The following is a 24222-nucleotide window of genomic DNA, read 5'->3' as shown; positions in this document are numbered from 1 at the left end:
AGCCCGATACACCGTCCGGCGTGCCGAACTACTCGACTACGCATGTTCCCAAACCCCCTTGCCGCCGCCGTTGGATTTACGGAACGACGACGATGTCGCCCGCGACGAGCGGGACAATGTTGTTCTTGTCGAGGACCCCGCCGCCGGTGCTACCCTTGAACAGCGACCCCAGCTTGACCTTGAAGGTAATCAGCTGATCGCCCTTGTGGCGGATGATCGTCACGCCGTCGAGGTTGGCGAATTCCGCCGGCCCCCCGGCCAAGCTCACCGCATCGAGGACGTTAATGAAACGACCGGGCGCAAACGAGCCCGGCGAACGAACTTTGCCGACAACCGAGAAGGACAGGCCGGCGGCCGACCGCACCGTTACCGTGACGTTCGGCACGTCGCCCTTATATTGGCTTTTGAGGCGCTCGCTCACCAGCTTCTCGACGGCCTGGGGCAACAGCCCCTGAATCTTGAGCTGACCGACCAGCGGAAAGGCAATCGTACCATCGGGCAATACGTGAAGAACGCGCTGAAGCCGCTCTTCGCCCCAGACGTAGATCTCCAGTTCATCGCCGATATTGATCGTATAGCTGGATTGACCCGAAGCTGCGGGGTCTGCAGCAGCTTGCGCGAAGGCCGGCGCCGAAAACGGGATTGCCATCAACGCTGCGGCGCACCCGATTATCTTAACCATGGCCGCGACTTGCCGCCCCACCCCTGTCTCGCAAAAACGCAATACTTGAACTCCATTCTGCTCGACTGGGATAATGGCGGCGCTATAGCAGCGCGAATGTTCGCCTTCCAGTCCAAAACCCGCCTGAAAACCCGTTTGCGGAGCCACTGTGTCATTGTGGCATTATCCGCCACAGTGTTAATAAGTGGCTGCGGCGACCGCACTAAACAGGCTTATGCGGAGGCCGCACGTGCACAGGCGCTGCTCGACGCCGGCGACGTGATGGGCGCCCAAATGGCGATCGCGCACGCTATCACGCTGCGCGGCGACCAGATGGAATTCCAGATCCTGAACGGACGGATCAACTACGCGCGCAAGGACTATCAGGGCGCGTTCGAGGCCTACAGTCTGGCGCTGTCGATCGATCCCAACAACCCCGAAGCGTTGCAGGCCGTGTCGCAGATCGGCGCGTCGATGGGCCGCGACAAGGAATCGTCGGCCGCGACCGACCGCATCCTGGTGGCGGACCCGGACAATCTCCCCGCCTTGCTGGTCAAGGGCGTGCAATTGATCGGCCGCAAGGATTTTGACGGCGCGGAGGCGGTCGGCGATCACATGCTGAGGGTCGACGCGAACAACGAAGCGGGAATGGTGCTGAAGGCGCGCGCCATGTTCCTCAACAACAAGCGGCCGGAAGCGCTGACCCTGCTGACCGAAGCGCTGAAGCGGAACGGCCCGACCCAGATGGTGGTCACGGCGTTGCTGGAAAACGCGCGCGATCAGGGCGATTCAGACGTCATGCTGCAGCAGTTCAAGGCGCTCAGTAATATCGTTCCAGACAATGTCGACTTGACGATCGACGAGGCCAATGTCGACTACAAGCTCGGCCGGAACGACGATGCCCGGGAGCGGGTCTGGGCGCTGCTGACCAAGAGCGGCGGCAATCGCGACGCGATGGATCGGCTCAACGACATTTGGACGGAGTATGATCCGGCTCCGCTGAGCCCGGATCAGGTCGCCACGCTCGCGACCAACGGCGCGGTGCCCGCGCGTCTGATGGCGGCGCGCTATTATCTGCTGGCGAACGACGGCCGGACCGCAGGCGACCTGATCGGGTCGACGCCCGGCGGCGAAGCCGATGGCCTGCGGGCGCGGATCGCGTATGTCCAGAGCGGCGGATCGGACGTCTCCGCCGCCGAACGCGTGCTGGCGGGCGACAAGAACAATTGCGACGCGCTGGCGGTGCGCGTGGAGGATTCGATCCGTCGCGGCCAGGCGGCGAACGCCGTCGTCGCCGCGCAACAGATTGCCAGCCAGTGCCCCGATCGCGACGGTTTCGATCTGCTCGCGCGCGCTTATGCGTCCAAGGGCGATACGGCGGGCGTTCGCCGCGCTTTCCTGGACGGCACGCGCGCCCGGCCGCTCGATAGCAAGCCGGTGGCTCATTACGCCGCGTGGCTGGTCAATAACGGCAACGTCAGCGAAGCGGCGGATGTCGCGCGGCGGCTGACTCAGCGGGCACCGGCGAAGATCAGCGGCTGGGTGTTGCTGGGCAAGATCTGCACAAGGCTGTCGGACCAGATCTGTCTCAACGAAGCCAAGGCTGGAGAAGCGGCGGCGCGCAAGACGTTCGTGATCGATCTGCCCCCCGGCGTGCGCCGCCCGAACCCCTTGCTTGGCAGTAGCTGGCGGTGATCGACAGCGGCGCGACGCCGCGCGATGACGTGGGGTTCCTCGGCTTGCACTTTGCGGCGCTGGATATCGACCAGGTCGCGGCTTGGGTGCGTGATGCACTGGCGGCGCCGCGATTCCGCTATGTCGTCACCCCCAACGTCGATCACATGGTCCGGCTGCACAACAATGGCGACGCGCCCTGGCACGCTGCGTTCGCCGCGGCCGAGCGCGAGGCCGACCTGTGCATCAACGACAGCCGCATCCTCGCGAAACTCGCTGGCCTGTCTGGCCTGGCGCTGCCGGTCGTGCCGGGCAGCGACCTGACGCGCGTCCTGATCGAAGGCGGCATGCCGACAGGCACGATCGTCGCGCTGATCGGCGGCAGCGCCCGGGACGCGACGTGGCTGCAAGCACAGCTCCCCGACGCAACCATCCGCCATTTCGAGCCGCCGATGGGCGTGCGCGACAATGCGTCCGCCCAACAGGCGATCGTCGATTTCGTCGAGGCCGAGCAGCCCAACCTGACGCTGTTCGCGATCGGCGCACCACAGAGCGAGATCGTCGCGCACCGGATCCAGCAAAGCGGCAGGGCGCGCGGCGTCGCGTTGTGCATCGGCGCGTCGATCGAATTTCTGACCGGTGCGAAACGCCGCGCGCCGCGCGTGATGCAGCGTTTGGGACTCGAATGGGCATTCCGCTTGCTCAGCGAGCCGCGCAGGTTGTGGCGCCGCTATCTGGTCGAAGGCCCGCCGATCTTCGCGATCTGGTGGCGATGGCGCGGCGCGCGCCGGCCGCGCTGACTGGTCATGTCCCCGCCGCCTTGAACACCAGCGCCGCGCGCGCATAGTCACCGAACGCCGCGACGAAGTTGATCGCGCCGCTCGTCGTCCGCGTCGCCACCGCGATGCCCAGCGTCTCGCCCAGATAGGTGTTCTGGCCTTCATCGATCAGCGTCGTGCCGCTGCCCGCCGTCGCCGGCGTGACCGAGGCCCCACCATATTCGCCCAGGAAGCCGATCGCGATTCCGTTGGCGGGCACGGTCAGGCTGGCGGTCGATTGCGGTGACGATTCGCTGCCCGGACCCGCGCCGTCGGCGGCCGGACTCGTCTGCTGGATCGTTGCATCCGCGCCTTTGACAACACCCCACGAAACGACCGACTGGCCGGTGAGGGAAGCGAACGTGACGACGATGCTCTGCGCGCCCGTTGCGCCGATCGGTACGGTCCACAGCGACAGGTTGCCGCCGAACGGCGTCGTCTGCACGCGTTGGCGCGTAGCCGAGACGCCCCCTACGCTGATACCGCTGGGCGTCGGCCCGCGCACCGCGATCAGGCCGATACCGACATTGTCGAACGCGCACCCGGCATAAGTGTGGACCGAATCGGTCGCCGTCTGCCCCACGACATCCTGATGCGCGTAGCTCGCCGGCGTCACGTTGGCGGTCGTCGTATAACTGATCGTCCGCGTCTCGCCGCCGATCGTCAGGGCAATACTGACCGCGGTGCTGTTGAGCGCGCTGAGCGGGATCGCGATGTCGAGCACGTCGCCATTGTAGAGCGCGCGGCCGTTGCCGCTGCTGGTACCGACGAGCAATCCCGGCGCGCCGCCATTCAGCGCGATCGTCGTCCCCGCCGGGCCGCTGACGCTCGCGCCGGAGGTCAGCCCGGCATGAGCGATGCCCCTGACGATGACGCGCCGCACGATCGTCGCGCCCGGCGCCAGGTTGGTCTCGTTCACCGGCCAGGCCGCACCGTAGATCGACGTGGCATAGGTGCGGTCGGCATCGCGGATCGTGTCGACCGCCGCCTTGTAGACTTGGTACGCACGATATTGCCCGGACGTGATGACGCTCGCGCCCGGTGTCATGTGCAGCTTGTCGCTCGCATTGAACATCGCATCGACCGTCGCGGGGTCGCGGAAGTCGGGATGCTCGCCGAGCGGAATGTAATAGTCGGCAAAGGCTGCGCGGATCGCCGGATCGCGCAGCCGATCGATATAATCGACCCAGCGCGGATTGAACGTCGCATAGCTGCCGTTTGCGGGGTGATAAGGCGGCGGCGCGACGACGGCGAGCTTGATCCCCGCCGCGCGCACCGTGGGCGCATAAGCGAGCCACTTCGCCATCATATTGCCGACCGAGAAGGTGCCGAGATCGTTGCTGCCGAGCATCGCCGTCAGCAGTTGCGGGGCATAGCCAACGTCCTCGCCGCGATGATCGAGCAACGTGTTGCCGGTCGGCGTGCCCGTGTCCGCGCCCTCTGGCGGCGGACCGCTATATGCCGGCCCACCCACCGTCCGGCTAACTTGCGCGCGGATGTGGAAGGTCACGCCGGTATTGGCGGGATCATCGGCATAGGCGTAGCTGTAAAAGGCGTCACGATTGGTCGACTGGTCGGGCGAGGTGCTGCTCTGGCTGTCACCCTCGATCACCATATTGGTGATCGCGACGGACGCGACCGGCGGCGCGCTTGTGCCCGACCGGCGGCTCGCGACGTCGGGTAGCGAAAGACCGAGGCCCGCCATCAGCGAGCGATCCGCAAAGTTACGACCAAGGAAGTATTCGGGAAAATGTTCGTCATGGAGGCCCTTTCCGAGAGGGCCTGCCAAGCGAAACCGCACGGCGCCCTAAGGACTGGGCGCTACAGGAGTCGATATTCTGTAGGAAAGAGAAATATAACCAATCAGGTTATAATTACGACCGCGCCCAAAACCACGCCGGCCCACAACGCCAGGCTGAGTCCCACGATAGTCGCGATACGCAGCGGCATCGGCCACTTTTTGACGTCGCCACTCTCCAGCACTGCTTCGCCGCCCGATATGCGCGCGGCCAGCTCTTCCTGTAACACAATCGCCGGCGAGGTCGGGAGCGTGCCATCGAGCGCACGCGGCGACCGATAGTCTTCCATCGGCGCGCGTTCGACCAGCGCGATGCCTTCGGGCGACGCAGTCAGGTTCTGATCGACGAGCTTGCGTTGTGCGGCCATCCGCTAGGTCTCCGTGACGGCCCCCGTGCCGCCGGACCGCGACGATAACGGCCAAGTCCTTAAGACAAACTTTCGCGGACCTATTTCTTCATGCCGGTCATGCCGGGCATAGCGTCCATCGGCCCCTCCGGGCGCGGCGGCGCGGGCACGAGCCGTGGATCGGCAACCAGAGTATACCCCGCCCGCCGCCGCATGATCGTCCCGTCGCCAAGCTCGCCCGCCGAACAACTCAGCACCTTGTCGATGCAGTTCGCCGTCCAGGTCTTGAGCGTCGGCTCGTCCCACGCGCCATACCAGTCAGCGTGAAAGGTGCTGCCGGGTGGCATTTGCGGCATCCCCACCATGCGGTCGCTCGCCAGGAACCAGTCCTGAATTCGCTCCCCCGCACCGACCGCATAGACCGCGCCGATCGTGAATTGCGGCACGATGATCGGATGCGACCGGGGACACACCGCGTCCGGGCGCGTGCCGTCATAGAATTGATAGGCCATGTGGCGGCGATGATCGGGGCTGTCGAGCCGCTTGCCGTCCCAGCAATTGGGCGACGACAGCGTCACCATCAGGCTGTTGCCCGCCGGACAGTCGAGCTTGTCGAACCGCGTCTCCTGCCCGCCGATATAGCTGTTCTGCGGCGTCACGCACTTCCAGTGGAACAACAAGTTCTCGGGCTGGCGGTCGGTCATCCGTTTGGTGTCGAACCCAAAAATATATCTTAACCCCCGCGGCAATTGGCGGCAGTTCGCGCCGTTCTTCCCGCAGATCGGCGCGCTGTTCGGCACGCGCTTGTAATAGATCGAGATCCAGTCGGGCCGGATCACATGCCCCCGGCCGTCGAGCATCGCCGGCATCCAATAGGCCGATCGGTTGAGCGGCCCCATGCAACTGCTCTCGCCCGCACGCCGAAGCGACTCGTAGGTCGATAGGGCACTGCCGAGAGCATTGCCGAACCATTGGTGCAAATGCGGGCTGGCATTGGGCTGGCCGGGATAGACGATCGGGTCGTCCCAGTTAAGCTGGCCCGGCTGGCAGATGAAGCGGAACGCGCCCTCGACATTATTGTCGCGCGCCACCGGGCTGGGATCGCGCTCGATTTCGGTCGCGCGGTCGAAATTCGTCGGGATGTCGGGAAGGCCCTCCGGCGAGGGCGCGACGATCGGGTCGGGAGTGAAGGCCGAGACGCTTTGCCCACCTGCCGACACAGAAGGCAGCGCGAGCATCGCCGCGCCTCCCAACGCCACCACCCGGCGCCAGCGTCGCGGCCTGCGGGACACCCTATCCGTCCGTGCGCTCGGTGCGGCGCCACTCGGTCTCACGACGGCGCACGAAGCCCAGATAGATCGGCAGTTTCCACAGGATGTATAATGGCGCGGTCAGCAACGCCGTTCCGCTCAACCAGCGCCGTCCGCCATGAAGCCAGGCGATAAAGACAAGAAGGAGCGCCGTGGCATAGATCGTTGCGAGCATCGCAGCAGGAATGATGCTCCCGCCGACCGCCCAAAGGCCGAGCGTGATCGCCAGCACCAAAGTCGCCACCATCAACAACAACGCCAACGGCGGCACGAGCAGATGGCACGCGAGAAGTACTTCCTTCAGCGCGCCGCGACGTAACCCCGACCCCAGCAAGGGCATCGCTGTGTTGCGCGCGGTATGCATGAAGCCGTGTTCCCACCGCGTCCGCTGTGCGAGCGCGGCATCGGGCGGTGGCGGCGCGCTCGACACTCCCGCCTCCTCGACCAGCAACGTCGCATGCCCCGCCTTCACGAGTTCGATCCCGAGTCCCAAGTCCTCGACCAGCGACGCCGATCCCAAATCCGCCGCCGCGAACAGTTTCCACGGAAACGCCATCCCGGTCCCGGTCAGCAGCGCCGACCCGCCCATCCGCGTCATCCCGCGCGAGCGATAGAGGTTCTTCACCACCATCGCGAAGCTGCCGATTTGCGTCATCGGCATCGCCGTGAGATCGGGCGCGATCAGATTGATCGCCTGAGCCGGCTGGCCCCGCATCGCCGCTGCGGTCAGCGCCTCGACGCTGCCGGGCGCGAGCCGGCAATCGGCGTCCATCACCACGACCACGTCGGGCGCCTCGCCGTTCGCGATGTGATCGCGCCCGAACGCCAGCGCGTAGCCCTTGCCGCGCGCGGTCGCGTCGTTACGCTCGATTACCTCCGCGCCTGCCGCCCGCGCCACTGCGGCGGTGTCGTCCGAACAATTGTCGGCGACGACGAGAATATGAGTGCCCGCTGGCGCCATCGCCTTCAGCGCCTCGATCGTGGGTGCGACCCCCAGCGTCTCGTTGTGCGAGGGGATCAGGACAACCACACGGCCACCCGACCCCGCCGCTGCCCGACGCCGCGCATTGGGCAGCCCGACCGCGACCTCCAGCACGAAGATCGCCAGCGGCACCGCCGCCGCCAGCGCCAGCAGCCAGGCGAGGATCGTCAGCAGCATCAACCCGCCTTCCGGCGATCGAGCAACTCCGTCAGGAACGCGCGATATTTCTCCGCGATCTTGGGCCAGGCGAATTCGTCGGACCGCGGGTCCTGCGCGCCACGTCCCGTCGCCAGCGCCCGTTTGAGCGCATCCGCGACCGCATCGAGGTTTTCGGTGTCACACAAGGTATCGCGATCCCCAACGATCCAGCGCAACCGCGGCGTGTCATGCCCGACGATCGGCAACCCGCTCGCCATCGCCTCGACGAACACGTTCCCGAACGATTCGAGCAGCGACATGTGGAGAAACGCGTCCGCCGAAGCATAGAGCCGCGGCATGTCCGGCGCGGTCAGGGTCAACCGTTTGAACCGCCCCGGCAGCATCTGCGCCGCCAGCGCATCGACGTCGGCCCTCAACGGCCCGTCGCCTGCCACCACCAGATGCGCGTTGGGCAGTTTCGCGACCGCCCGAATGCCGTCCGCGACGCGCTTGGTATCGATCATCGCGCTGACCATCAGCACGATCGGCACGCCCTCCGGCAGGCCCAGCCCGGCGCGATCCGGCGCCACCCCGTCATAGCGCGCAATGTCGATGCCGTTGGGGATCAACGCGGTCGGCCAGCGATCCTTGTTGGCTTCCTGATAGTCGGGGTTGGTGCACACCAGCCCGTCGCAGCGGAACAGCCGGAACTCGGCCTTGTCGCTCCGCGCCGCCCAATCCCCGTTCTGCGTCACGAAGATCTGCAGCGGTTCCTGCCCCGTGGTCGGCCGCCGCAACGCCAGATGCGAGAACGGGAAGTTGCAGGTGATCGCGACGTCATAGTCGCGGGGGCTGTATCTGGTCAGCAGGCTCGCGGCGAAGGTCGCATCCTCCCACATCACGTCCGACCGGAACGGCGGGAATTGCAGCCACTTCTCGAACTTCCGCCGGTCGATGATCGGCACATGGACGAATCGATAGGTTTCACCCGGTCGCTCCGGCCCGCCACCCATCACCGTCACTTCGTCCCCGCCGCGCGCCAGCTCACGCGCGACCGACAGCAACGCCACTTCGGCGCCACGATCCTGGGCATGGAAACCCGGCAGGGCGAATAGGATGCGCATGCGCGAACAATATCCCCAAACCGCCGCTCGCGCCGCGATATACGCGTGCCCAATGCCATCCAATCGTTGTTTCAGGCAATACGACAATGCGCGCCGCAATAAGCGCTGTGTCGAATCGTTACATCGCCTTTGCATTGACATAGGGCCATGGTGCTTTAGCTGCAAAGGCATGGGCCATGGGTCGCCGGGAACGCGATCGCCAGCCCGAACGGGGAGCTTGCACGGCGATGGAAACTGTCTGGGATTGGGTGACGATCATCTGCTTCGGCGGGCTCGTCGTGCTGATGCTGCAGCGGTCCGTCGAAGAACGCACGCGTGACCACCTGATGGAATATCTGTTCCCAGCGCTCGGCTGCGCGGTCTCGAACTATCTGGGCAACCATTATCTGGAACCGGTCGGCCAGATCGGCGCGGGCCTGGTGCTCGTTCTGGTCGGAGTCTACGTCTTCAAAGTGCTCAAATTCCCACCGATCGGCCCCAACAAGATCGACGGCGACGGCCACTGACACGCCCGTTAACCCCGTATCAGGGTTAACAATCTGGACAGCTTAGTTCGACCCGGATAGCCGCAGTCATGGCGCGTGAACCAGACGCGTAGGTAGGGCTTTTCAGGGGCAATAAGGCAAGGGCGATGCTGTTCAATTCGTTGACCTTCGCCGTGTTCCTGCCGGTCGTATACGCATTGTATCGCGTGTTGCCGTTCCGCGCACAGAATTACATGCTGCTCGCTGCGAGCTACCTGTTCTACGGCTGGTGGGACTGGCGCTTCCTGTTCCTGATGATCGTGTCGACCTGTCTGGATTTCTGGACTGGGCTGATCCTCGAACGCGCCAAGATGACGCGGCAGCAGGTGTGGTTGCCGCTGACGTTCCTCACCGTCGGTGCGTTCCTGCTCGTCGGGTGCAATTTTGGCACATTGGTGCGGACCGCCGTCGGCATGCACGCGACCGGGCCCATCATCAGCACCGCGATGCCCTCGGTGCTGCTCTACCTGCCGCTCGGCCTCGCCCTCGCCGCCGGAGCGTTCGCGTGGCTGTCGCGCCTGCCCGAGGACAAACGCCGCAAATATTCGATGATCCTCAGCATGTGCGTCAATTTGGCGATCCTGGGGACGTTCAAATATTTCAACTTCTTCGTCGACAGTGCGGTCACCGCACTCAACGACATCGGCATCGCCGCCCAGCCGCGCCATTTCGACATCGTCCTGCCAGTCGGTATATCGTTCTACACGTTCCAGTCGATGAGCTACGCGATCGACATCTACAAACGCGAGCTGAAACCCGTTGAACGCTTCCTCGACTTCGGGCTGTTCGTGGCGTTCTTTCCCCAGCTCGTCGCCGGCCCGATCGAACGCGCGCGCCACCTGCTGCCGCAAATCATCCAGCCGCGCACGCTGAGCTTTACCGAAACAACGCGCGGCCTGTTCCTGATCCTGCTCGGCCTGTTCAAGAAGATCGCGATCGCGGACGGCGCGGCGATGACGGTCGACCAGATCTTCAACAGCTCCGGCCCGGTCAGCTGGCTGGAGGTCGTGGTCGGCACCATCCTGTTCGCGGTCCAGATCTACACTGATTTCTCGGGCTATTCGGACATCGCGCGCGGTACCGCGAAGCTGTTCGGCGTCGACATCATGGTCAATTTCCGCCTGCCCTATTTCGCGCGCAGCCCGCGCGATTTCTGGAATCGCTGGCACATCAGCCTGTCGACCTGGCTCGGCGATTATCTCTACAAGCCGCTGGGCGGCAATCGCGGCAGCATGGCGTTCACCTGCCGCAACCTGATGCTGACGATGCTCCTCGGTGGGCTGTGGCATGGCGCCGCGTGGAACTACATCCTGTGGGGCGCCTATCACGGCACCGCGCTCAGCGCGCATCGCGTGCTGACCGGTGGCAAGGGCCGCCCGGCAAGCCCCGACGGGCGGATCGAGGCGGTGCTCAAGACGCTCGGCTTCGGCATCGTCACGCTCTACGGCTGGCTGCTGTTCCGCGCGCATTCGTTCGATCAGATCGCGACGTTCACCCGCACGCTGCTGACCGGTGCGGGTGGTCTCCGCCTGTCCGCCGCGCTGCCGCCGCTGTCGACCCTGCTCGGCATCGTCGTGCTGGCGACTTGGGAAATCGGGCAGTATCGGGCCGGCGGCGACGGCCGTTTCTATCAGCGTTATCCGGCCTGGACGGTCGGCTTCGCCATGGCGGCGATGGCGTTCCTGTTGGTCATGGGCTCTAGCAATGCACCCGCACAGTTCATCTACTTCCAGTTCTGAGGCCGACGCGCCGCGCGAGCGCCGCCGCCGCTGGGCGACGTTGCTCTGGGCCTTATTGTGGCTGATCGTGCTCGACGTCGGCGCCAGCCTCGCGTTCGCGTTCCCGGCTGATGTGAAGAACGTCAATCCGGGCAAGCTGCAACTGTTCTTCGATTACGGCCGGTCGATGGAGGCCCGCGTCCGCCGCATGACGCGCGCCGACCCGAACCAGACCGCGCCGATCACGCTGGCCGGTTGGTACAGTCCGCTCAAGGCGGTCGAACGCCCTGCCCAACCCGGCGCGGTCCCGATCACCGTCTATGGCATGTCGCACGCCGTCCGCCTGGCCGATGCACTGCATAGCGAATTCCCCAACTACGCCGTGCGCACCGTCGCCGGGCCGGGGGCGACGACTAACTGGTCGTTCGGCGCGTTCCGGCGCGACACGGGCAACCGCGCCAGCAAGGTCGTGGTCCTCGCGATCATGTCCTCGACACTTCCCGAAATCACCTCGATGACGCCGATGACATGGAACGTCAGCTTCCCGCTCGCCTACACGCAGGATCGCTATTTCATCGATGGCGCGGGCAAGCTGCAGGTCGTCACGCCGCCCTATGAATCGTTCGCCGACTATACCGCGACGCTGAACGATCCGCAGAAATGGGCTGCGGCTGTGGCGAAGTTCCAGCGCTACGACCCGTTCTACGATCCGTTGATGTTCCGCGCGACGCCGCTCGACCATTCGACGTTGGTGCGCCTTGCCCGGCGCGCCTGGATCAACAAGCGCGACCGCGAAACCGCGAGCGACGTACTGACCGCGAAGAGCTTCAACCCCGACAGCGAGGCGGTGAAGGTCGCCAACGCGATCATCGCCGAATTCGCCGCGACGGCGCGCCGCAACGGTCAGCTTCCAGTCATTTATATCGTCAATAATTACGGCTATGGGAATCAACTGTTCCGGGCGCTGCGCATGACGATCCAGCGCGACAGGATTCCCTATTTGAGCTCGGATACGGTCGTGGACCCTAACAATCCCGCCAACTATTTACCGGATACGCATTTCACCGACGAGAATGATCGGCGGCTTGCGCAGGCGCTCGATCGCGTCATCGCCGACAATCTGGCGCGCTGAGCGGGTGACATGGCGACCGTGATCCACCGACATGCGATGCCGACCCGCCGGGAGCTATGGCTGGTCGCGACGATTCTGCTCGTCATCATGGGCTCGCTGCTGGTGCAGCGCGACGTCGCACAGCGGTTCGGCTTCCCGCACCGGAATACGCCCGCGGCCACGCTGCCGGTCCCGCCGTCCGCCGATGAGATCAGGACTCTCCTGACCAACACGCCACTCGCGATCACGTCGACCGACGCCGTGGCGCTCAACGCGGCGCGCCCGCTCGACAGCACGCCCACCAGCTTCGCGCGACCCTTCTTCCTTCCCGCCGCGATCGAGCCACCCGGCGGCACCAACGCGGCGCTCGATTGCCTAACCAAGGCGATCTACTACGAAGCCGCGAGCGAGAGCGACACCGGCAAGCGCGCGGTCGCCCAGGTGGTGCTCAACCGCATGCGCAGCCCCATCTTCCCTCACTCGGTCTGCGGCGTGGTGTTCCAGGGATCGGAGCAGCGCACCGGATGCCAGTTCAGCTTCACGTGCGACGGCAGCTTGGCGCGCCAGCCCAGCATCGCCGGCTGGGCATCGGCCCGGCGCATCGCGCTGGCGGCATTGTCGGGCGCGGTCGAGCGGTCGGTCGGCCTATCGACGCATTACCATGCCAATTATGTCGTGCCGTACTGGGCCGGATCGCTCGACAAGGTGGCGACGATCGGGGCGCACATTTTCTACACGATGCGCGGCGGGCTGGGCCGACCCGCCGGGTTTGGCGAACGCTACAACGCCAGCGCCGAGGTGTTGCCGACGCTGCTGCCGGAGATCGATCCGAATGCCGATCCTGACGCTGAACTGGTCGGCGTCGGCCGCAGCGGTGAGACGACTGACCCCTTGGGCGTGCTGTCGCCAAACCGCACGCTCGTGAAGGACGACTTGCTCGGCAAGCCGAAGCTGCCCGACGCTCCCGGTGCTGCGCCGCCGCCTGTCTTACGCGCCGATGAGAAACGCGGCGAACTGGTCGTGGACAAGACCAAGGGCGCCCTGAAGGACAGCCGTTAGCGGCGTCAGCCGGAGATGCTCGGCGTCGTGACCAGCGTGGCGACGCCGTCCTGCAACCCGATCCGCGGCGCCCAGCCCAGTGCAGCGCGCGCCCGCGCGTTGGGATAGCTGAGCGGCCGCCACCTTACCCGCTGGCGCGGCGGATCGAGCAGTTCAGGTAATCGCGCGCGGCCACGGAAGAACAATTTGCTCGCCAGCCGCGCGGACCCGCCCAAAGCGAGCACGAAGAGATACGGCACCGGGATCGCCACGCCTGTCGGCACGCCCGCGCGCTTGGCCAGCGCATGATAGCGCCAGTGCGTCGGCTGCTCCGGATCGATCAGATTGACGGTGAGCGGCCCGTTGAGTGGCGCAGTCAGCGCGGCGACGATCGCATCGGCGCAATTGTCGACATGGATCAGCCGCATCTTCGCCAGCGGCGCAAAGACCAGATCGAACCGCCCGACCTTCAGCCCCGTTCCGGCTTCCCAATCCTTGCCCGGGCCATAGATCGCCCCTGGCCGCACCACGACCAGTTTCGTCCCGACGCGGGCGGAATGTTCGCGCACCAACCGCTCTTGCAGCAACTTGGTCTGCGTATAGGCGTCGCGGCGCAGCGCAGCGGTCTCGAGCGGCGTTTCCTCGTCAAGAACGCCCCCTAAGCGTGGCGCGTCGAAGTCATAGACCGACAAGCTGCTGACGTGCACGAACCGGCGCAGCGTCACCGGCAGCGCACCGAGTAGATTCTCGGTCGCTAGTACCGTCCCCGCCAGTTGCGACGGCAAATCGCCAAACGCCGCCGCGCAATGCACCACCGCATCCACGTCGCCGATTGCCCCGGTCCACGCCCCCCGCTGACGCAAGTCGCCCGCAACCTCGGTCACGCCGTCCGGATAGCCACCTCGCCCGGCCGAGACAGGACGCACCATCGCGACAACGTGATGCCCCGCACGCGCCGCCGCCGCCACGACCGCACGGCCTAGAAAGCCGCCGGCGCCCGTCACCAGAACCTTCATCGTGGATCGCCCAAAGCGACCAGCCGATCGCACAGCCGCGCCGTTGCGATCATTTCTGCGGGCGTGATCGGCATTGCCGTCCCGTCCAGGACCGCGTGATAGATCGCCTCGACCATGCGCGGCAGGCCGTGCATCGTCCCATGCTGCATGATCTTGTTGCGCAAATTGGTCCACCCCGCCTTCTTCAGGCTGCGACCGTTGGCTACCTGCCCGAACGGCGCGCGCTTGCCGACGTTCGGTGCGGCGTCATAGCGCAGATAGGGGTTATAGAGGTCGGTCTCGGCCGTTCCCTCGGTCCCGCGGATGACGACACGGAACGCCTCCGGATAGGCGTCGGTCGCGACGCGCAACCGCCCGCGCACTTGGCCATCGTCGATCAGCGCGTCGAGATGATCGAACCGCGCGCGCGGATTGTCGCTGCGATTCTGCAGGAATCCGCGCACTTCATAGTCGTCGCCGAGTCCCGCCAGCATCTGGAACGTATAGACCAAGTGCGGCATGAAATCGTGCACCGCCCCGCCCGGCAGATCGACCATGCCCGACAGGTTGCGGTCGCCGAACGGCCCCGCGAGGAAATCGAGCGACAACAGGATATCGCATTCGGTGACGCGGCCGAACTTGCCATCCGCGATCATCCGCTGGAGCGTCAGGATCGGATCGTTCCACAACAGGTTGCGGCTTTCCACGAGCTTGCGACCCGCCGTGTCTGCTGCCGCCAGCAAGTCCGCCGTCTCACGTTCGGTTCCCGTCATCGGCTTCTCGCACAGCACGTGCGCGCCGGCAGCCAGCGACTGGCGGACGATGGAATCGTGCGTGTGCGGCGGTGTCAGGACGTGGACGATGTCGGGGCTCGTATCGGCCAGCATCGCGGCGACATCGGTATGGATCACCCCCGCCCCGAACCGCTCTCCCGCCGCCGCGGCGAGTGCGGGCGAGGTGTCGCACACGGCCGCTAGCCGCGCGAAGGGCGTCGCGGCGACGAACGGCAAATGCTCGTAGGCGATCGCGCCGCAGCCGACGATGGCGACGTTCAGCTTGCGGTCGTTCATGCTACAAGGCTCCGCAGCAGATCGGCCATCGCCCGACCGTTAATCGCCTGATCGTGATGCGCCTCGACCCGCGCACGCGCTGCATCCGCCAGCTTCCTGCCGAGCGCAGGATCGTCGGCGAGCCGGCGCAACGCCTCCGCCAACGCATCGACGCGTGCTGGCGGCACAGTCAGCGCGGTCACGCCGTCCTGCGCGAGTTCGGGTATCCCCGCGATCCAGGTGGCAACGACCGGCACACCCGCCGCCATCGCCTCCATGATCGACACCGGCAAGCCCTCGCTGAACGACGGCAGGCAGAAAATGTCCGCGGCGCGCAGTTCGGCACGAACCTGTTCTGGCGGCAGTTCGCCGACGAAGGTCACGCGTTCGGACACCCCCAGCCGATCCGCCAGCGCGGTCAATACGGCGCGTTGGGGACCGTCGCCGACCAGCCGCAGCTTTGCTTCCTGCAGTTGCGCGAGCGCTTCGATCAGGATGCCGAAGCCCTTTTCAGCCGACAGCCGCCCGAGCGCGACAATGGTCGGCGCCCCTGCAACACGCTCGGGAGTCGCGAACTGCCACGCGGCCAGATCGATGCCGCACCGGATGACGCGCGCGCGCGGCCAGACCGCCGGATCGCTGTTGAGGAACAATTGCCCGCGCGTGAAATCGCTGATGCACACGACAGCGTCGGCGGCGTGCGCCTTAAGGTCGAGTCGAGTCTCCCCCGGATCGACGAAATCGTGAAAACCGTGGATCGTGAAACTGAACCCGACCGGTTGCCCGTCGAGCGACATCATCCGGCTCGCGAACCAGGCGATCGTGGCCGGGGCGAGCGCGAAATGCGCATGAAGATGCCGTACTCCCTGCGCCTTCGCCACGCGCGCCAGCCGCGCCGCCTGGGCCAGATGCGCCAGCCGGCGGATCGTCCGCCTCACGCTGCCGCCCCCGCTGTTGATCGCAGCGCCAATGATCCGGCTCATTCCCACCGGATGGCGCAGCGTGATCGCCAGCGCGTCGCCGATCGCGCCGAGCGGGCTGTCCTTCAAATAGGTTGTCACCGACGCTTTTTCCTGCGCGCCCACGACCGCCAACTCTCGCGCGTCCGGCCGGTTCATCGCGAAGCATGCGACTTCGACCCCCGCCGCACGCACGCCGTCGATCTCGCCAGCGATGAACGTCTGGGCGTTGCGAGGGTAATGCGTCATCACATACCCGACCGTCAGGGTCTCGCCATTCATTTGTAGACCAGTGTTCCGCCGGCATCGCCACGCAGGGCGCGCCCGATATAGCGCAGCGCCCCGGCCAACTCGGCGAAATGCGCCACTGCGGCGAGCGTCGCGTGCCGCACCCCGACGCGCGGCGACCAGCGCGCGATCTGCAGTAGATTCATTCCGGGCCAAAGCAGCACGGCAAGCGGATGGATCACCACCGCGCCAACGATACTGACGAGCGGCAAGATCGCCCCCCAGCCGAAGGCGCGGCTGAGTTCGCGATTATAGAGCGGCTGTCCCTGTGCGCGCGTCACGCGCCACGCCTGGGCATAGCCGAAACCACTGCGCACGCCCCTCTTCCACCATTGGCTGAAACGGAACGTCGCCGCGTCGTGGATCGTCATCGGCGCATCGAGCCGCATGATCCGCCATTTCGCCGCGCGCAGCCGTCCGCACAATTCGGGTTCCTCGCCCGCGATCATCTTCGCATCGAACCCGCCGACCGCCTGATAGGCCGACGCGCGCATCATTGCGTCGCCGCCGCAAGCCTCGGCTTCCCCCGCCGGTTGTGACCATTCGTAATCGGCCAGCGCGTTGTAGAAGCTCGCCTCTGGGAAACGCTCGCGCCGCCGCCCACAGACAGCGGCGAAATCGGTGTTCTGCTCGAGGAAATCGGCGGCGATCTTCAGCCAGTCCTTCTCGATCTCGCAATCGCCATCGACGAACATCAGGAACTCGATGCCGGGATGCCGGTCGAACAGCACCGCCACGCCCTCCGCCCGCGCGCGCGCTGCGGTAAACGGTCGCGCCATGTCAAGCGAGTGGACCGTCGCCCCGGCAGCCCGGGCCCTCTCCGGACTGCCGTCGGTCGAGGCGCTGTCTACATAAATGGTCGGCACGCCCGCCGGGATCGACGCAAGGCAGCGAACCAGCCGCTCCCCCTCGTTGCGACCGATCGCGACGATGCCAATCGAGGTCGCGCCGTCAGCCATGGACGGATGCGCCCAACGCCCACCATTGCTGGAACGTCGGCACCAGTCCGATCGCCCCCAGCCCGGCCTTCAATATCACCGCGTGCACGAACACGCCGATGGTCATCAGCACATCGTCGCGCACCGAGGTCAGCCGCTCCGCGCGCAACGCCACCGACAACGCCGCCCAGCGACCGGCTTCCGCAAGCATCAACACCAGCAGCCCGGCGAACACGCCATACCGCGCCACGGCCAGTGGCAGGCCGACGATCATGATGACGAACTTCGCCAGATTCCCCGCAGCGCTGGCGCGCGGACGATCAAGCCCAAACAGCGTGGATTCGCCGAACGCCGCCAGCACCGCAAACCACGCGCCGGCGAACAGCACCGGCAGAATGAACGCGGCCGCGTGATAGCGCGCATCGTAGAGTATCAGGATCGCGCGGTCGGACACTGCCAGCGCGACCGCGATCCCCACGGCGATCGCGCCAAGCGCGAGCCGCCTTTTATGCTGATACGCCTCCGACACTTCGCCACGTTGCTGGCGCAGTTCGACCACCTTAGGAAACACCAGGAACGCGCCGAAACGCTGCGCCAGCGACGTCAACATGTCCGAAAACGTGCGCGCGACGCCGTAGATGCCGACGAGGCCCAGCGGCAGCACCGCGCTGAAATAGATCTTGTCGGTGCTGATCGCGGCGAAATAGATCGCGGTCGACAGGAACACCCATTTACCGAAATGGAAAATCTCGTTCCAATATTCCGGATGCCAGGTCAGCCGCGGAAATCGGAGCGGCGCGAAGGCGAAGGTCATCGCGGTCGAAAAGAAGGTGCTGAGCACCAGTCCCCAGACCAGCGCCCAGACGTTGCCCCACCACCATGCCAGCCCGATCGTGATGACGCTCGACGCCACCACGGTCACCATGTCGAAGATGCCTCGATGCGCGACGCGAATATCTCGTTGCATCAGAAACAAATCCGGCGACTGGAGGCCGGTGAGCAGGAAGGTCAGCGACGCGACGACGATGATTTTCGCAAGTTCGGGGTTGTTATAGCCGTGGGCGACGGGCCACGCTGCGAGCAACGCTACCGTCATCAACAATACGCCCCGCGCCAGTTGCACGGTAAAGGCAGTGTCGAGAAACGTCTGGTTGTTGGCGTGCGGACTGCGCACCACGCTTTGCCCGATGCCCAGATCGGACAGCAATTCAGTGCCGGTGCGCAGCGTGTTGATCAGCACCATGACGCCGAACATTTCCGGCGCCAGAAGACGAGCGAGCACGATGCTGGTGCAGAGCCGGATCACCTGCTGCACCCCGAACGGCAGCGTCAGCCACGCCGCACGGCGCACGAGTGGATCGCGCGTCGCCGCCAGCGCCTTGCCGGCAAGCGGTTTCAACGACGGTGCGGCCTCGGTCACGCGGCGTCCGATCAACCCATTGCTGGGGGGTTAGAACCGATCACTTCTCTGCCTTGATATAGGCGTAGCTGCTCAGCCGGGTCCATTCATTGCGCGCGGCGAGATCCGAAAACCAGCGGTGGATACCGCGCAGCACCGGAATCTTCTCGTAATAGAAATGGCCGTAGAAGCTGCGCACCTCGACCTTGCTGTATCCGATCTGCTTCAACTTGCGCGCCATCTTCTCAGGATCGCCGTAGCACATCGAATAATAAGCCGGGAATTTCGGGTTGATCGCGCGGCGCGGCGCAAAGGTGGCGAGCACCCAGCTCGTCAGCCGCTCGGGCAGGAACTTGTTGATCACGAACGGCATCGCATAGAGCGTCGGAATCAGGTGGAACGCCGTCCCGCCGTCGCGCAGCACTTGATAGACGTTGCGGTGCATCGCCTCACCGTCCGCGACATGTTCCGCCAGGAAGCGCGAGAACACTACGTCATAACGGTCACTAAAGTTACTGGCGTCGCCACTGACGTCGAAACACGCCTGGTCATAGCCGTCAGGCAGCAGCGATAGCTCCTCCGGGCTGATGTCGTTCACGGTATAGGACTTCACCGTCGACGGCATTTCCTCGAACGTGAAGGACGGCCGGCGGCCCGCGCCCAGTTCGAGAATCTTGGCGTCGGGATGCGCGGCGACGATCGCCTTCAGCGCATCGCCATAGCCCAACATGCTGGTTTCCCAGCTCTTTTCCTGTTCCATCTTACTCATTCCATCCCGCTGCGCAGCGCACGAGAGACCCGGCGCTGCGTGGTGGCATACATTCAAACTGTCAACGGATCGTTGGCGCCCTGCCCGCTAGTTGCGGAACTGCCCGATCGACCTCGACCGGCGGCGCGGCGCGGCGCGGGCGTATCGACGGGATGCCACGCACCTGCGCCGCGATTACCCCGATCGTCATGAACACCAAGGCCAGAACCTCATAGTTGAACACCGTGAACTCGTAGCTGTTGTGCACCACGTTCACGCCCATCGCGATCGCCGCGCCGAGCGCGATCTCGCCGCTTACGCCGACCCGGTTTTTGAAAGCGAAGCGCAGCCCGATTACGAGCGGTGCGATCAGCAGGGCAAGAAACGCAAGCTCGCCCGCCCATCCCGTTTCCGCGCGCGCGAGCAAATAGGCGTTGTGCACCGGCGCCGATCGATTGGCGAAATTCCACGCCACGCCGGCCCTGTCCGCATAGCCCTTCAGATTGGCGGTCGGCACATAGAGGTTGGCGCCGACGCCCAGCACCGGGTGATCGGCGGCCATCGCGGTCGCCGCGCGTTCGAAGGCGGCACGCTGAGTCTCCTGGGTCGTGATCGATTCCGATCCGAACCGCTCCTTCAGCGTCGCCATGCCCAACGGCACCACGACGACCGCCGCTAACGCACCCAGCCCGACCATCTTCATCTTGATCGGCGTCACGCCGCGTATCAGCGACAGCAGGACGTACACGACGATCCCGCCGCCCGCGATCCCCATCGCGCCGCGGGATCCGCCGCCCGCGATCACGATCAGACCGGCGGCAATTCCCACCTTGATCAACTTGCTGCGTTCCCCGGCCAGCAACGCCGCGATCAGGATCAGCAGCGCCAATTCGGTCATCATGCCCAGCGTGTTCTGATGGAACATCGTGCCGGTCGCCTGAACCATGCCGTGCAGCTTCTGGTTGATGACGTAGCAGGCCTGCAACATCAGCCCAAGCGACAGACCGCGAAACAACCCGGACCGCAGGTCGGGCCACGCGCATTCGCCCGCAATCGCGGTGAATACGATTCCCGCACGGACAAACTGCCAGCACGAAAACAGCGTCGCCATCCAGACCGATGCCTGGGTCATCGACAGCAACAAGACAGCCCCATACGCGCCGATCGCGATCCAGAACGGCCGCGTCGGCCCCTTGCCCCGCCGCGTCAGGATCAGGGCCATCGCCAAGGCATCGATCGGGGAAATCTCGATGCCGCGTGCCGTCCCGTTCCACATCGGCCAGCCGATCAGCGCCGCGTCGATGCGCAGATTGCCGCCGGTGAACATCAATGCGCCGATTGCGGTGAGCGCCCAAGGGCGCAGGTCCGGATACTGGCGAAGCATCGACGCCAGCATCGGGGTGCTCAACAGGATCAGCGCAAAGACGACATAATGCATTACCGGCTCCCCGACGCGGCCCGGCGACAGCGCCTGCCCTTCCCGGTCATGGCGCCCGATACCAAATTCGCCGCCCCGTTGCGCGCGGAAAGCGACGGTGCCGCGGACGTCACCTCCGGCCCGAATGGTAAACGATCTTGTCGGCGGGGCGGTTTCTTATAACAAGCGCGCGCACGCAGAGTGGACAACCAATGATCTTCGACAAATTCGACATGATCCGCATCATCAACCTGCCGGAACGCACCGACCGGCGACGACGGATGGAACGCGAACTCGACCATGCCGGGATCGGCGACGATCCGCGCGTCGAATTCTTCCGCGCGATCCGCCCGACCGAAGCGCTGAACCACTCCTCGATCGGGATGCACGGCGTGTTCCTCAGCCATCACGCCATCCTGAAAGAGGCCGCGGCGAAAGGCGCGTCGGTGCTGATCCTGGAGGACGATTGCGATTTCGTCCCCGGCATCCGCGACTATGTCGCGCCCGAGGGGTGGGACATCTTCTACGGCGGTTACTACGCCGACCGGCCCGACGATTTGCAGAACAGCGATATCATCGGCGCACACATGATGGGCTTCACCGCCGCGGCCGCGAAACAGGTCGCCGACTATTTTACCGGGCTGAATCCCGAAGGCCAATTCCCGCCGATCGACGGCGCCTATGTCTGGTTCCGCCGGGCGCATCCGGAGGTGAAGACCGCCTTTGCCGAACCGGCGATCGGCAACCAGCGCGCGTCGCGCACCGACATCGGCGACCTCAAAATCTACGACCGGCTGCCCGTCGTCCGCCACGCGGTCGAACTTGCGCGGCAGTTTCGCAACCTGTTTCGGAAACGTGGCGACGCGCATGGCGGCAAGTTCAAATTCTGACGCCGCGCCCTACGGCGTCGGTCGAAGGAGCAACGCGGCGCATCGTTAAAACCGGAACTCGCTGGGGCGAAGTGGCGAATCCGCGCGCGCGAACAGCAAGTCGATCTGAACCAGTGGCCCCGACGGGCGGCTGAACCCCGAAATCTCGGTCGGCAGCCAGCCGCGCCCAGCCATCCAGGCTACGACGTCCGGCATCAGCGGCGCGCCCTGATTATATTGCAGCATCGCCACTTCGAGCTGCACCAGCGACGCCTTCTCCAGCACTTTCGCGCCACCCGCCAGCACCTTCAGCTCGGCGCCCTGCACGTCGATCTTGAGGAACGGCGCCGACACATTGGTCAGGAACGTTGCAGCGACCTCGTCCAGCGTCTTCGTCGTCGTGGTCTTCTGTTCGCGCGGCGCGTTGCTGGCCTCGGCGAAGATCGAGGAGCCAGTACCCATTTCGTAGAACGGCACTTGCTGGCCCGACGTATCGGACAACACACCGCTGGCGACCGCCATGTCGCCGCGCGTCGCGGCGAACGCTTCGAGCGCAGGGACCAGCGAGGGTTGCCCCTCGACCATCAGCGTCGGCTTGGGCCCGAGCACGCGGTGCGCAAGACGCGTCCAGTTGCCGTGATACGCGCCCACATCGATATAACCGTCGGGCGCGAAGCCCATCTGAACGAGCCGTTGGTAGGTCGTCTCTTCGAAATTGCGCATCGCGAGGTCCGCCACCGCGAGCCGCGACGCCGAACCCAATCGCGCGTACACCGACGCGATCAGCCGCTGTGACAAGGAAGCCATCGTCAGCGACCGTCCGCCGTCACCGCGCGCCCGTCAAAACGCATTCTGATGCTTCAGGACTTTGACCGTCGCGAGCAGGATCACCAGGTCGCCCCAAAAGGTCCAGTTCTGCAGATATTCGAGGTCGCACCGCAACCGCCCCTCCAGATCCTCGCGCTTTTCGGTCGAACCACGGAAGCCCCGGATCTGCGCCAGCCCGGTGATGCCCGGCTTCGACGCATGGCGCATCCAATAATGGTGCGACACTTCCCAGAACAACTGATCCCCGGCGGTCGAGGCGGTTGCGTGCGGGCGCGGGCCGACCAGGCTCATGTTGCCGATCAACACGTTGAACAGTTGCGGCAGCTCGTCGATGCTGGTGGCGCGGATGAACTTGCCGACGCGCGTGATGCGGCTGTCGTTGCGGCTTGCCGACACCGTGCCGTTCGCGTCGGTCTGGGCCATATACATCGAGCGGAACTTGAAGATCTTGAACGGCTGGTTGTTCCGGCCGATGCGAGTCTGCGCGAACAATGCCGGCCCCTTGGAGTCCAACCGGATCGCAATAGCGACGACGAGCAACAACGGCGCGATCAGGATCAGCGCCGGGATCGTCAGCGCCAGGTCGAACGCACGCTTCTGGACTCGGCTGGCCAGGCTCAGCGGCCCCATCGACAGGATCAGCGTATCGCGGTCGCCCAGTCGTCCCAGCCCCACCGCGCCATGTATGTCTTGAAGCGACACCAACAATTCGACGGCCATGCCGGTCGCCTTCAGCGTGGTGATCCACGCTTCGCGGTTCGCCTCTCCCACGCCGAGATAAATCTTGTCGTACGGATCGACGAGCCCGCCCAGCCGAGCGATCGTGCCCGGATTGTCCAGGTCGGGCCGCAACCCGAGCGCCTTGGCGTCCAGCACGTCGCAATCCGGCGCCAGTCCGACCGGTGGTCCGTCGACGATCAACAGGCTCTTTTCGACCACACTGTCGAACGCCCAGCGCACCAGCGCCGCGACGAGCGCGCGACCGACGAGAATCAGCGCCACCGAAAATAGCACCGCGTAGACAAAGGCCTGCCGCGACATCACGGCCCCGACCTGGGCAAGGAACGCGAACGTCACTATAAGGAGCGACGTCGCACCGAACGCCGCCAGCACCCCGCGCGCCGAATCGGCATAGTCGCTCAGACCCTTGACGCTGTAGGCGCCATACATCAGCCCGAATATGACGAAGAACGGCATCGCGCCGAACACCACCGGGAAACCGTTGATGGTCAGTCCGCGCGCGCCCTGAGTCAGGCTGCCCAGCCAGAAACCGGCGAAGATCGCGGCAAGATCGAGTGCGAGGCAAAGCGCATACAACCGCATCCGCCGACGCTCCATCGAGCCTCGGTCCTGCGTCAGTAGTGCCTTTGATGCGGCCATATCCAAAGGAAGTGCCTACCCCGTCGATAACCCTGTACGTTGGGAGCGGCCATGCCCCAGTTCACCGATGTTCGCAAACGCAACATCGTCGTTAGGGATGAATTTCTCG

General features: G+C 65.2%; 22 protein-coding genes. 7 read left to right on the top strand and 15 right to left on the bottom strand.

The annotated features are described in order from the left end of the window. Positions 1-76 precede the first annotated feature (76 nt). Positions 77-829 carry a polysaccharide biosynthesis/export family protein gene (locus J0J06_RS01800; RefSeq protein ID WP_294039651.1) on the bottom strand — a complete coding sequence of 251 codons (753 nt, stop codon included), beginning with the start codon at positions 827-829 and terminating at the stop codon, positions 77-79. Positions 830-856: 27 nt separating this feature from the next. On the opposite strand from J0J06_RS01800, the gene J0J06_RS01795 reads away from it, so the two are divergent. Together J0J06_RS01795 and J0J06_RS01790 are read left to right on the top strand one after the other, a co-directional pair. Next, positions 857-2356: a tetratricopeptide repeat protein gene (locus J0J06_RS01795; RefSeq protein WP_294039650.1), complete on the top strand. Its 1500-nt coding sequence runs from the start codon at positions 857-859 to the stop codon at positions 2354-2356. Continuing rightward, positions 2353-3135, top strand: coding sequence for a WecB/TagA/CpsF family glycosyltransferase (locus tag J0J06_RS01790; protein WP_294039649.1), 783 nt, complete (start codon positions 2353-2355; stop codon positions 3133-3135). The genes J0J06_RS01795 and J0J06_RS01790 overlap by 4 nt, the downstream gene beginning before the upstream one ends. 4 nt (positions 3136-3139) lie before the next feature. Here J0J06_RS01790 and J0J06_RS01785 read toward each other — a convergent pair whose 3' ends face one another. From J0J06_RS01785 to J0J06_RS01765, 5 genes are all read right to left on the bottom strand, one after another. Further along, a complete protein-coding gene (locus tag J0J06_RS01785) occupies positions 3140-4858 on the bottom strand; it encodes an SGNH/GDSL hydrolase family protein (RefSeq protein WP_294039648.1) in 1719 nt (572 codons plus the stop codon). A gap of 158 nt (positions 4859-5016) precedes the next feature. Next, positions 5017-5319: a hypothetical protein gene (locus J0J06_RS01780; protein WP_294039647.1), complete on the bottom strand. Its 303-nt coding sequence runs from the start codon at positions 5317-5319 to the stop codon at positions 5017-5019. An 80-nt stretch (positions 5320-5399) separates the two neighbouring features. After that, the gene (locus J0J06_RS01775; RefSeq protein ID WP_294039646.1) at positions 5400-6536 is read right to left on the bottom strand and encodes a DUF1996 domain-containing protein; all 1137 of its coding nucleotides are present in this window, start codon (positions 6534-6536) and stop codon (positions 5400-5402) included. Positions 6537-6591: 55 nt separating this feature from the next. After that, positions 6592-7767 (bottom strand): glycosyltransferase family 2 protein, encoded by a 1176-nt coding sequence (locus tag J0J06_RS01770; protein WP_294039645.1) that lies wholly within the window; start codon positions 7765-7767, stop codon positions 6592-6594. Beyond that, complete coding sequence (locus J0J06_RS01765; RefSeq protein ID WP_294039644.1) at positions 7767-8852, bottom strand: glycosyltransferase family 4 protein; 1086 nt, start codon at positions 8850-8852, stop codon at positions 7767-7769. The genes J0J06_RS01770 and J0J06_RS01765 overlap by 1 nt, the downstream gene beginning before the upstream one ends. Positions 8853-9079: 227 nt before the next feature. Between J0J06_RS01765 and J0J06_RS01760 the strand changes: the two genes are divergently transcribed. From J0J06_RS01760 to J0J06_RS01745, 4 genes are all read left to right on the top strand, one after another. After that, positions 9080-9358 (top strand): XrtV sorting system accessory protein, encoded by a 279-nt coding sequence (locus J0J06_RS01760; RefSeq protein WP_294039643.1) that lies wholly within the window; start codon positions 9080-9082, stop codon positions 9356-9358. A 125-nt stretch (positions 9359-9483) separates the two neighbouring features. Further along, positions 9484-11115 (top strand): MBOAT family O-acyltransferase, encoded by a 1632-nt coding sequence (locus J0J06_RS01755; protein ID WP_294039642.1) that lies wholly within the window; start codon positions 9484-9486, stop codon positions 11113-11115. Next, positions 11081-12226, top strand: a complete 1146-nt coding sequence (locus J0J06_RS01750; RefSeq protein WP_294039641.1) for a hypothetical protein — start codon at positions 11081-11083, stop codon at positions 12224-12226. The genes J0J06_RS01755 and J0J06_RS01750 overlap by 35 nt, the downstream gene beginning before the upstream one ends. A gap of 36 nt (positions 12227-12262) precedes the next feature. Further along, positions 12263-13264: a cell wall hydrolase gene (locus J0J06_RS01745; RefSeq protein WP_294039640.1), complete on the top strand. Its 1002-nt coding sequence runs from the start codon at positions 12263-12265 to the stop codon at positions 13262-13264. A 5-nt stretch (positions 13265-13269) separates the two neighbouring features. On the opposite strand, the gene J0J06_RS01740 is transcribed toward J0J06_RS01745, so the two are convergent. The 7 genes from J0J06_RS01740 to J0J06_RS01710 form a co-directional block, all read right to left on the bottom strand. Further along, the gene (locus tag J0J06_RS01740; protein ID WP_294039639.1) at positions 13270-14259 is read right to left on the bottom strand and encodes an NAD(P)-dependent oxidoreductase; all 990 of its coding nucleotides are present in this window, start codon (positions 14257-14259) and stop codon (positions 13270-13272) included. Continuing rightward, the gene (locus J0J06_RS01735) at positions 14256-15308 is read right to left on the bottom strand and encodes a Gfo/Idh/MocA family oxidoreductase (RefSeq protein ID WP_294039638.1); all 1053 of its coding nucleotides are present in this window, start codon (positions 15306-15308) and stop codon (positions 14256-14258) included. The genes J0J06_RS01740 and J0J06_RS01735 overlap by 4 nt, the downstream gene beginning before the upstream one ends. Further along, positions 15305-16495 carry a glycosyltransferase family 4 protein gene (locus tag J0J06_RS01730; protein ID WP_294039637.1) on the bottom strand — a complete coding sequence of 397 codons (1191 nt, stop codon included), beginning with the start codon at positions 16493-16495 and terminating at the stop codon, positions 15305-15307. Before J0J06_RS01730 ends, J0J06_RS01735 begins: the two co-directional genes overlap by 4 nt. A gap of 29 nt (positions 16496-16524) precedes the next feature. Next, on the bottom strand, positions 16525-17493 hold the full coding sequence (locus tag J0J06_RS01725) for a glycosyltransferase (protein WP_294039636.1): 969 nt from the start codon (positions 17491-17493) through the stop codon (positions 16525-16527). Next, complete coding sequence (locus J0J06_RS01720) at positions 17486-18892, bottom strand: oligosaccharide flippase family protein (protein WP_294039635.1); 1407 nt, start codon at positions 18890-18892, stop codon at positions 17486-17488. The genes J0J06_RS01725 and J0J06_RS01720 overlap by 8 nt, the downstream gene beginning before the upstream one ends. Before the next feature lie 40 nt (positions 18893-18932). After that, positions 18933-19640 (bottom strand): methyltransferase domain-containing protein, encoded by a 708-nt coding sequence (locus J0J06_RS01715; protein WP_294039634.1) that lies wholly within the window; start codon positions 19638-19640, stop codon positions 18933-18935. A 61-nt stretch (positions 19641-19701) separates the two neighbouring features. After that, positions 19702-21057 carry an O-antigen ligase family protein gene (locus J0J06_RS01710; RefSeq protein WP_294039633.1) on the bottom strand — a complete coding sequence of 452 codons (1356 nt, stop codon included), beginning with the start codon at positions 21055-21057 and terminating at the stop codon, positions 19702-19704. Between the two features lie 191 nt (positions 21058-21248). Between J0J06_RS01710 and J0J06_RS01705 the strand changes: the two genes are divergently transcribed. Then, the gene (locus tag J0J06_RS01705) at positions 21249-21926 is read left to right on the top strand and encodes a hypothetical protein (protein WP_294039632.1); all 678 of its coding nucleotides are present in this window, start codon (positions 21249-21251) and stop codon (positions 21924-21926) included. Positions 21927-21971: 45 nt separating this feature from the next. Here the strand turns inward: J0J06_RS01705 and J0J06_RS01700 are convergent, their stop codons facing one another. Both J0J06_RS01700 and J0J06_RS01695 read right to left on the bottom strand, forming a co-directional pair. Further along, positions 21972-22712: an FkbM family methyltransferase gene (locus J0J06_RS01700; RefSeq protein ID WP_294039631.1), complete on the bottom strand. Its 741-nt coding sequence runs from the start codon at positions 22710-22712 to the stop codon at positions 21972-21974. 33 nt (positions 22713-22745) lie between these two features. Continuing rightward, entirely contained in the window at positions 22746-24056 is a 1311-nt protein-coding gene (locus J0J06_RS01695) for a sugar transferase (RefSeq protein WP_294039630.1), read from the bottom strand. Between the last annotated feature and the right edge of the window lie 166 nt (positions 24057-24222).

The organism is Sphingomonas sp. (genome assembly GCF_017304615.1).
Taxonomy (GTDB): domain Bacteria; phylum Pseudomonadota; class Alphaproteobacteria; order Sphingomonadales; family Sphingomonadaceae; genus Sphingomonas.
This window is presented reverse-complemented; position numbering and strand designations above follow the sequence as displayed.

What these genes read in the sequence shown, in the direction of transcription:
- J0J06_RS01765 (WP_294039644.1), bottom strand. Translation starts at nt 8,852, where the DNA reads ATGCGCATCCTATTCGCCCTGCCGGGTTTCCATGCCCAGGATCGTGGC.
- J0J06_RS01775 (WP_294039646.1), bottom strand. Translation starts at nt 6,536, where the DNA reads ATGCTCGCGCTGCCTTCTGTGTCGGCAGGTGGGCAAAGCGTCTCGGCC.
- J0J06_RS01705 (WP_294039632.1), top strand. Translation starts at nt 21,249, where the DNA reads ATGATCTTCGACAAATTCGACATGATCCGCATCATCAACCTGCCGGAA.
- J0J06_RS01735 (WP_294039638.1), bottom strand. Translation starts at nt 15,308, where the DNA reads ATGAACGACCGCAAGCTGAACGTCGCCATCGTCGGCTGCGGCGCGATC.
- J0J06_RS01730 (WP_294039637.1), bottom strand. Translation starts at nt 16,495, where the DNA reads ATGACGCATTACCCTCGCAACGCCCAGACGTTCATCGCTGGCGAGATC.
- J0J06_RS01760 (WP_294039643.1), top strand. Translation starts at nt 9,080, where the DNA reads ATGGAAACTGTCTGGGATTGGGTGACGATCATCTGCTTCGGCGGGCTC.
- J0J06_RS01725 (WP_294039636.1), bottom strand. Translation starts at nt 17,493, where the DNA reads ATGGCTGACGGCGCGACCTCGATTGGCATCGTCGCGATCGGTCGCAAC.
- J0J06_RS01710 (WP_294039633.1), bottom strand. Translation starts at nt 21,057, where the DNA reads ATGCATTATGTCGTCTTTGCGCTGATCCTGTTGAGCACCCCGATGCTG.
- J0J06_RS01745 (WP_294039640.1), top strand. Translation starts at nt 12,263, where the DNA reads ATGCCGACCCGCCGGGAGCTATGGCTGGTCGCGACGATTCTGCTCGTC.
- J0J06_RS01700 (WP_294039631.1), bottom strand. Translation starts at nt 22,712, where the DNA reads ATGGCTTCCTTGTCACAGCGGCTGATCGCGTCGGTGTACGCGCGATTG.
- J0J06_RS01695 (WP_294039630.1), bottom strand. Translation starts at nt 24,056, where the DNA reads ATGCGGTTGTATGCGCTTTGCCTCGCACTCGATCTTGCCGCGATCTTC.
- J0J06_RS01750 (WP_294039641.1), top strand. Translation starts at nt 11,081, where the DNA reads ATGCACCCGCACAGTTCATCTACTTCCAGTTCTGAGGCCGACGCGCCG.
- J0J06_RS01780 (WP_294039647.1), bottom strand. Translation starts at nt 5,319, where the DNA reads ATGGCCGCACAACGCAAGCTCGTCGATCAGAACCTGACTGCGTCGCCC.
- J0J06_RS01770 (WP_294039645.1), bottom strand. Translation starts at nt 7,767, where the DNA reads ATGCTGCTGACGATCCTCGCCTGGCTGCTGGCGCTGGCGGCGGCGGTG.
- J0J06_RS01715 (WP_294039634.1), bottom strand. Translation starts at nt 19,640, where the DNA reads ATGAGTAAGATGGAACAGGAAAAGAGCTGGGAAACCAGCATGTTGGGC.
- J0J06_RS01785 (WP_294039648.1), bottom strand. Translation starts at nt 4,858, where the DNA reads ATGGCGGGCCTCGGTCTTTCGCTACCCGACGTCGCGAGCCGCCGGTCG.
- J0J06_RS01755 (WP_294039642.1), top strand. Translation starts at nt 9,484, where the DNA reads ATGCTGTTCAATTCGTTGACCTTCGCCGTGTTCCTGCCGGTCGTATAC.
- J0J06_RS01740 (WP_294039639.1), bottom strand. Translation starts at nt 14,259, where the DNA reads ATGAAGGTTCTGGTGACGGGCGCCGGCGGCTTTCTAGGCCGTGCGGTC.